Genomic DNA, 7985 nt, shown 5'->3' with positions numbered 1-7985 from the left:
TCTCAAAGCCTTGGGTAAGCAAGACTTGCCGATACTGCTAAAGCGGGGACTAGCTGCTACTGTTGAGGAATTCGTCATGGCAGCGGAATATATCCTCAGTCACGGTAACTCTCAGGTGGTGTTGTGTGAACGAGGTATTCGCAGTTTCGATAACTATACCCGCAATATCTTAGATTTAGGAGCAGTAGTAGCACTCAAGCAGTTGACTCACTTGCCAGTGATTGTAGACCCTTCCCATGCTGTGGGTAAGCGGGAATTAGTGGCACCTCTGGCAAAAGCTGCAGTGGCCGCTGGTGCAGATGGACTGATTATTGAATGTCATCCGGAACCAGAAAAATCTGTTTCTGATGCTAGACAGGCGCTTTCTATCGAAGCAATGGTGGATTTGGTTCATAGCTTAAAGCCGGTGGCAGCAGCAGTGGGACGACAGATTGTAGAACCTGTCACTCTTCCGGAGTTAGCGATTGACCTTGGCCAAAAGGCCACGCTACGCGAACGGTCACGCTACGCGAACGCATCTTAAGCAGAAACGACAATTTTTATTTATAGCGCTACTTGAGGTGGAATAGGGAACTTCGGACAAGGGAACAGGGAATGATTTAGCGTGGTCTTATAGCGCTGCATCGCTCTTTCCTACTGTTACCTGTTCCCTATTCCCTGTTACCTATTCCCATCAATGGTAGTTTCACATCTTAAATGAAAATGCTAGATTAGCCATCATTCTCCTAGCATCTGCAATTTGTATAAACTAGCGTACAATCCGTTTTGCCCTAACAATTCCTCATGGCTTCCCGACTCTACTAACTCTCCTCGCTTTAGTACCAGAATCCGGTCTACATTACGGATAGTGGAGAGTCGGTGGGCAATAATAATTGCAGTCCGCTGTTCTAACAGCCGTTCCAAAGCTTCTTGAATCAGAGCCTCGGTAGCCACATCTAAACTGGCTGTTGCCTCATCCAGCACCAAGATTTGGGGGTTACGAATTGCAGCACGAGCAAATGCTAACAATTGTTTTTGGCCAGCAGACAGATTAGTGCCTCGCTCTCGCAGCTGGGTATCGTAGCTTTGGGGCAGTTTTTCGATAAAGCTAGCCACGTTCGTCACCTCCGCTGAGGTTTTAATTGCCTCAATGGAGTAGGTTTCTCCTAAGGAAATATTACTTTTAACATCACCAGCAAAAAGAAATCCCTCCTGAAGGATGACCCCGATGTGGCGTCGTAGTTCTGCTTGGGGTAAATCCCGAATATCAATCCCATCTACGAGAATTCGCCCTTGGCTTGGTTCATAGAGGCGGCAAAGCAACCGAATAATGGAACTTTTACCTGCACCGGTCGGACCTACTAAAGCAACTTTTTCCCCTGGATGAATGGTAAAGTGCAAGTCTTTGAGAACATATTCATCTTCCTTGTAAGCAAACCAAACGTGTTCAAAGCAAATCTCTCCGTTTAGGGTTGTTCCCGTAGCGTGACCGTTGGTCAAAGGTTGTTCCCGTAGCGTGGCCTTTTGGCCAAGGTTAGACGGTTGTTCGGTATAACCATTGCCCAAGGATAAGTTAGAAGAGTGATGGGCTAGATCACCATTCAAGCTGCTTGGAGGCTTTATCGGTAAATCCCCAGATTGTTTCCGGTCTTGTTTCCCTCCCTCAAACTCTGGAGAACTTGCCACCTGCAACCGTCTGACCTGCAACCCTTCGGGGTCACGAATTTCAATGGTTTCATTCATAATGTCACTGATGCGCTCAATTGCAGTGAAACCAGCTTGGAGCATAGTGAATTTTTCTGAAAACCGACGCAAGGGGTCAAATAGCCGCTGAGCATAGAGGATAAAGGCAGACAAATCACCAAAACTCAGGTGATCTTTGAGGATAAAATGACCACCGCTCCACAACACTGCTGCGATCGCTACCAGGGAAATCCACTCTAGGGTTGCTGAAATCGCTGAATCGTGAAAGATGGTTTTGTCTACTTCAGTGACGTATTTTTGGTTAACCGTGCGAAACATCTCGGCATTGTATTGTTCACGGCGAAACAGTTGCACAATATTAATGCCAGAGATGTTTTCTTGCAGCATAGCGTTTAGGGAGGAAAGTTCTTCCCTAGATTTGTAGTTAGCTTTGCGATATTGTTTCTGGAAGTAAATAATAATAGTAGTCACTGGCAGGAGCATTAGCACTAAGATCGATGCCAGTTGCCATTGCACCAAAAACATGGTGCCAGCAATGACTATCATGGATAGTAAATCACCCACGATGCCAATGGCACCGGTGGAAAAGACATCGCCTAGGGCTTCCACATCGCTAGTGAGCCTGGTAATCAATTTGCCCACTGGTGTGCGGTCAAAAAATCTTACCGCTAGGGAGGTGACGTGCTCAAATAGGTCTTCCCGGATAGCAGCAGTGATTTTCTGACCTATCTTTACCACCACGAATCCCTGAATCCCAACAAAGACTAACCGGATTAGTATGGTTAATAGTAGTATAGAGATCAGAATATTGATGCTCTGTGAGAGAGAGCGCTCTAATAGGAAAGACCAAGTTCGCTCTTCTTGACGAATTAAAGAGATTACCTGACCGACAATTAAGGGTTGAATGGCACTTGCTACGGACAGGGGTATCAATAAAGTAATTGCAATAAATAGCGGGCCTTTACTGCGACGGGCGTAGGGGACTAGGCGTAGGAAAAGTCTCCAGTCGTTCTCTTGCGTTCGCATTTTTGGAGCTCCCTGTTTACCTGGTGATCTGCTGGTCATCTAACACTAAGGGTGTTGATTTAGTTGACAATTTGGTAGGAAAAATAGAATTGAGAGTAGTTTTAGTTAACCACGAAGACCGAAAGAACGGTAACGACTCGGGGGTTAAACGATAGGAGGATTGTCTCGATTGCTCAATTCTGAGGGTGGGCGATCACTACTCCAAGCCCACCATACATAGCCACACTGACATTGATAAAACTCTTGCCACTTCCGGCGGTGGTCTTCACATATCACTGGTGAAGACCGATTAATCCAAACCTTCTCAGCTTCTAGAACAGATGCTCGACAACTAGGACAGCAGAATTCCAAGGCATGGGTGGCTGATTTGGTCCACTGAGGCGGTAAGGGGGCAAAAGCATCCATATATATAGCAATCCTCTGGGGGTCTCGGGGGGTAATAGTTAGCAATAGTTACGTTAATTTGGGATTCTTTATTTCCCTGAAACTATTTTAGGGATTGTACCATCGAGAAATTCCCCTGAATCGGATATTGTTTTAGTTAGCTTGAGGCAGTACCTCTGGCATAGGATCTGGTCGTGCTAGTTCATGGCTGACGATATTGCCTAATTGAAAACACAAGGACCGATGTCTCATCCGTTATATCTCAATCTTATTTCCTTCTGTGGTATTTTTGCCCTATGTTTCATTGCTTGGCTCAGTTCAGAACATCGCCGCCTAATTCCTTGGAAAGTGATCATTTTCGGGATTGGTTTACAACTGGTCATGGGACTGTTAATATTCCTGTTTGCCCCCACCCGCCAATTCATCCTCGGCTTGAATGACGCTCTCAATGCTATCTTGGATGCTTCAGAAGCAGGAGCTAGGTTTATGCTCGGTGGTGGTAATTCTGCCTTTGTTCCTGATCCAGAATTGATGGTTGGTCCTGGTCCAGCGGGACGCTGGATTTACAGAGCAGTGGGAACTCCTTACGTTTCGGTTCCAGGGGATCGCCTCACTCCAGATAATCTGAATTTCGGCTTTATTTTTGCCTTCCGCTCCCTACCCCAGGTGGTTTTCTTTTCCGCCTTGATTGCTCTGTTGTATCGACTGGGTGTGATCCAGCCAGTGGTTCAGGTCTTTGCCAGACTATTCCGGGCAACTATGAGTATTAGTGGTGCTGAATCCCTATCAGGAGCAGCAAATATTTTTGTAGGGATTGAATCAGCGATCGCAGTCAAGCCATTCTTAGCCGATATGACCCGCAGCGAACTGTGTGCTATTCTTACATGCTGCTTTGGTTCGATTGCTTCAACAGTATTAGCTCTCTATACCAGTTTCTTGCGACCCACTTTCCCCACAATTACTGGTCACTTGATGTCCGCTTCTGTGCTAACTATCCCCGCCTGCTTCGTGATGGCGAAACTGATTGTGCCAGAAACCGATGTGCCGAAAACCTTAGGGAAGGTACCAACAGAGGAAGAAGACCCGAATCAGAAAAAACCTAGCCTCATCGATAGTTTAATTGTGGGAGCATCGGATGGAGTGAGGATGGCTGTGGGAATTGCCGCTGTAGTCATTGCAATCCTAGGCTTAGTCGCACTCGTCAATACTTTTTTTGCATATTTGGCTAATTTGACTGCTAGTGACAATCCCCTACTACAGCTAATCGGTAATATCTTTAGTGTGATTACCTTGGATAATATCTTTGGGGTACTATTTTTGCCCTTGACCTTTCTCACTGGTATTTCCCTAAATTGGCAAGAACTGTGGCAAGCCTCTGTCTTAATCGGTCAACGGTTATTACAAACCGAAATTCCTTCCTATCTTAAGTTAGCCCAGCTATCAGCCCAGGGATTAATTAGCGATCGCGCTATTTTGATTATCAGCTATGTCCTCTGTGGCTTTGCTCATATTGCCTCCTTTGGCATTTTTGTTGGTGGTTTAGCAAGTCTGGTTCCCGAACGTCGTGCTGACATTAGCGCCATTGGCTGGAAAGCTCTCTGGGCAGCAACTTTAGCTACATACATGACTGGCTGTATTGCTGGTGTGTTTGATTTCGGCAACCCAGCAATTTTGGGAAAATAGTCTCAAGTCAGCAAATGTGAAGTCTAAATTCTAAATTCTAAATTCTAAATTCTAAATTCTAAATTCTAAATTCTAAATTCTAAATTCTAAATTCTAAATTCTAAATTCTGAAATGGTAAAAATTGTAATTGATATTTCATAATTCCTCCTGCATAATTCCATGAAACGTAACCAACTTTTGCTGATTGGTCTAACTCTGCTAACTACCCTATTACTGATAATTGGGGGACGCACCCCTTGGTCTAAACCTGAACAATTGACTATACCAATACAATCATTACCAGCTCAAGCTCAATTGTCTGCCCTAGCAGCGTTTCCCACTACTGCTGATACCTCAGCCCATACTTTAAGACTTAATCAAGAACCTTATAAAGATCTCACAAAGCGCTTTCAGGTGGGTATACTGGAAGGGTATAAGGTTAGTACCATGGGTGGTTTCCCATTAATTGAAGCACCCGATGGTAACTTAGCCTACACGGTGCTTGTAGAACAAAGAGCGACAGATCGTCCATTAAGCAACCCTTCCCTAGCACAGATTGCTATTGAACAGTTTAGGCGGGGTGAAGGATTTCAAACTGGTAATTTTCAGCCAGTACCAGGAGGGGTGTCTCTTCCTTGGAGAGGTAGCTTAACCCTAGGTGGTCAGACTCAGCCAGTCAGTGGAGTGATCTTAGCGCGTCAGCTGGGTAAAAATGTGGTGGTGATGTTAATTTGCGCCACAGAATCAGCTCAGGGAGACGTTAAAGATGCCATTGCACTTTTGGCTAATACTCTCAAACCTCTTTAAGGTCAATGGCATGCTCCTTACGCTTCAGGGAAGCTGGTAATTGTCCATCGTCTATGGTGCATTAATTTTTATCCACCAAAGCTGCCTTTACTTACCAAATCTAGGCAGTTTTCTGTGCTGCTCACTTCTAGTAACATCGGATTAATTACCTCCTTGGAGGGTGGTTATTACTTGACTATTTAGTAGTTAGTAAAAAAAATAAACTAACCACTAATTAATAACCACCCTTAACAAAATTTTCTCTATAGACCAGGGCACTCAGTTTGACTTTATTGGTTTTTAAAAATAGGCTCAATAATCCGGATTTATTTGATTGAGCTTGTATTGATAATTAAGCTTTCACGCATGTAAATTATGAATCGGTGCTGATTGGGAGATTGGGAGATTGGAAGATTGGGAGATTGGGAGATGGATTGAAGCCTTTTGCACAACTGGATCGATCTTAAAATTTATAGCAACCGAATTATAGTTTAGGACAGAGTATTTTGGTTTAAAGGGAGCAGGGAGCATAAATATGTCTTAAGCTTTACTTCGACTGCTATAAATGCCTATTAGCTTACACCTGATGCTCTATAGCTTTTTTTTATCTATTTTTTAAATTAAATGGATAGGAAAAATTAGCGTTACCTAGTCTTGATATTATTTACTTAATCTTTAAGGATTTCGATAATAAATCAATGGTAGTGTATGCTAATTTTTTAAAAATCACACATTTATACTAAAAATCACTATCATGACAATTAATCAAATGGAATAGTCTATATTAAGGGTATAGTTTTATTTATTAAAAAAAATAACGGTAATTTATAAAAAAATTAATGTTTTTTAGGAAAATTGAGTTAGAATAACGTAATTAATTTCATGCGTTTATTGATTATTCAGTATGCTGGAGATTACCGTGAAGCCTTTGAACGCTTAGCTAACGGTGGACCTGAGACATACTATGCTCAGAAATATTCTGTAGATGCGGTAGCTGAAATTGGCAAACAAATTGGGGAAGTTGCAACTCTCTGTTGTATGACCGAAAAACCCTACAATCAGCTACTGGAAAAAGGAGTTCGTGCCATTGGTGCAGGGTTTAATGGAGAGATTAAGGTTAAAAATTTAATCAAATTGATTGAAGATTACCATCCCACTCATTTAGTTGTTCGCACACCAATTCGGGAAGTTTTTCGTTGGGCAATTCAGAATAATGTTCCAACCCTAGCCCTATTTGCTGAATCTATTCCAACCAGAAAGGTGCGTAACAAGTTTCGTAATTATTTACTAAGCCAATTATTAAATAATGATCGAATCCAATGGATTGGTAGTTATGGGATTGATTCCTCCCGAGTACTCCAGGACATAGGAGTCCAATCTGACAAGATAATTCCTTGGACTTTTATTGTTACTGAAACCCCAGAATCCTTGTCACCAAAAACTCTCCCAGCACAGGCCAAGTCTTGGCAACTGTTTTACATTGGGTCAATGATTGAAGCTAAAGGGGTTGGGGATATATTAGAATCTATCGCTAAATTAAAAGCTAATAAGTTTCCAATAAAATTGAAGATAGCTGGTAACGATAAAACAGGTTTCTTTGTCAATAAAGCTAAGCAGCTACAAATCGAAGACTGTGTAGAGTTTCTGGGAATAGTACCAAATAATACCGTAGTTCCTCTGATGAGAGAATCTGATCTTGTATTAGTTCCTAGTCGCCACGAATTTCCAGAGGGTTTCCCACTAGCAATTACTCATGCCCTTTGCGCTCGAACTCCAATCATTGCTTCAGATCACCCAATGTTTATTAATAAACTAAAAGATGGCATCAGTGCGAAAATTTTTCCTGCTGGCAACTCTGTTGCTTTAGCAGAATCTATTCAAAAGCTGCTTTCCGATTCAGATCTTTACCATAATCTGTCTATAGCCTCTTACGAAACCTGGAAGAGTTTGCAGCTTCCAGTAAAATTTGCTGACCTAATTAAGCGATGGCTACATGACTCACCAGAAAATGAACAGTGGTTAATTCAGCATCGGTTAAGTTCAGGGCGCTACAACTAAACATCTCCCTAATAAAAATTTACTAATTATTAGGATTACTAGCAATAACCAGCCAGAGCAAGAAGTCAGAATCTATAGGATTTCAGGTGCATTGTAAAAATTAATCGGATTAATACCAAGTAGAAACTAATAATTGCTAACTAAAAATGGAAGTTACTTTGTCAACTATACCTTTTAACCGCCCTGTTACTGTCGGAACGGAATTTGAGTATATCCAACAGACCATCAAGAACATGGATCTTTCCGGTGATGGTGCTATTACCAAACAATGTCATGCTCTACTCGAACAAATATTGTCAATTCCAAAGGTTCTGCTAACCACTTCTTGTACCCATGCTTTGGAAATGGCGGCACTACTATTAAACATCCAACCAGGTGATGAAGT

Annotated in this window: 5 protein-coding genes and 2 pseudogenes; 5 read left to right on the top strand and 2 right to left on the bottom strand. The window is 42.5% G+C overall.

All coding sequences use genetic code 11. The annotated features are described in order from the left end of the window. Positions 1-523 (top strand): annotated as a pseudogene (locus F6K20_RS15290) (3-deoxy-7-phosphoheptulonate synthase); the annotation flags it as partial. 194 nt (positions 524-717) lie between these two features. On the opposite strand, the gene F6K20_RS15285 reads toward F6K20_RS15290, so the two are convergent. Beyond that, positions 718-2748, bottom strand: a complete 2031-nt coding sequence (locus F6K20_RS15285; RefSeq protein WP_009148981.1) for an ABC transporter ATP-binding protein — start codon at positions 2746-2748, stop codon at positions 718-720. A gap of 105 nt (positions 2749-2853) precedes the next feature. Continuing rightward, positions 2854-3114, bottom strand: a complete 261-nt coding sequence (locus F6K20_RS15280) for a hypothetical protein (RefSeq protein ID WP_009148978.1) — start codon at positions 3112-3114, stop codon at positions 2854-2856. A gap of 222 nt (positions 3115-3336) precedes the next feature. On the opposite strand from F6K20_RS15280, the gene F6K20_RS15275 reads away from it, so the two are divergent. From F6K20_RS15275 to F6K20_RS15260, 4 genes and pseudogenes are all read left to right on the top strand, one after another. Further along, positions 3337-4776 (top strand): NupC/NupG family nucleoside CNT transporter, encoded by a 1440-nt coding sequence (locus F6K20_RS15275; RefSeq protein ID WP_009148975.1) that lies wholly within the window; start codon positions 3337-3339, stop codon positions 4774-4776. Positions 4777-4936: 160 nt separating this feature from the next. Beyond that, a complete protein-coding gene (locus F6K20_RS15270) occupies positions 4937-5563 on the top strand; it encodes a hypothetical protein (RefSeq protein ID WP_009148974.1) in 627 nt (208 codons plus the stop codon). A gap of 861 nt (positions 5564-6424) precedes the next feature. After that, on the top strand, positions 6425-7600 hold the full coding sequence (locus F6K20_RS15265; protein ID WP_009148973.1) for a glycosyltransferase: 1176 nt from the start codon (positions 6425-6427) through the stop codon (positions 7598-7600). Positions 7601-7746: 146 nt separating this feature from the next. Next, positions 7747-7985: pseudogene (locus tag F6K20_RS15260) on the top strand (dTDP-4-amino-4,6-dideoxygalactose transaminase); the annotation flags it as partial.

This window comes from Moorena sp. SIO2C4, from assembly GCF_010672485.1.
GTDB classification, from domain to species: Bacteria; Cyanobacteriota; Cyanobacteriia; order Cyanobacteriales; family Coleofasciculaceae; genus Moorena; species Moorena producens.
Note: the sequence above shows the minus strand (reverse complement) of the source record. Positions and strands in the feature narration are given on the sequence as shown.

Excerpts from the sequence above, each read along its gene's own strand:
- F6K20_RS15285 (WP_009148981.1), bottom strand. The coding sequence starts at position 2,748 with ATGACCAGCAGATCACCAGGTAAACAGGGAGCTCCAAAAATGCGAACG.
- F6K20_RS15280 (WP_009148978.1), bottom strand. The coding sequence starts at position 3,114 with ATGGATGCTTTTGCCCCCTTACCGCCTCAGTGGACCAAATCAGCCACC.
- F6K20_RS15275 (WP_009148975.1), top strand. The coding sequence starts at position 3,337 with ATGTCTCATCCGTTATATCTCAATCTTATTTCCTTCTGTGGTATTTTT.
- F6K20_RS15270 (WP_009148974.1), top strand. The coding sequence starts at position 4,937 with ATGAAACGTAACCAACTTTTGCTGATTGGTCTAACTCTGCTAACTACC.
- F6K20_RS15265 (WP_009148973.1), top strand. The coding sequence starts at position 6,425 with ATGCGTTTATTGATTATTCAGTATGCTGGAGATTACCGTGAAGCCTTT.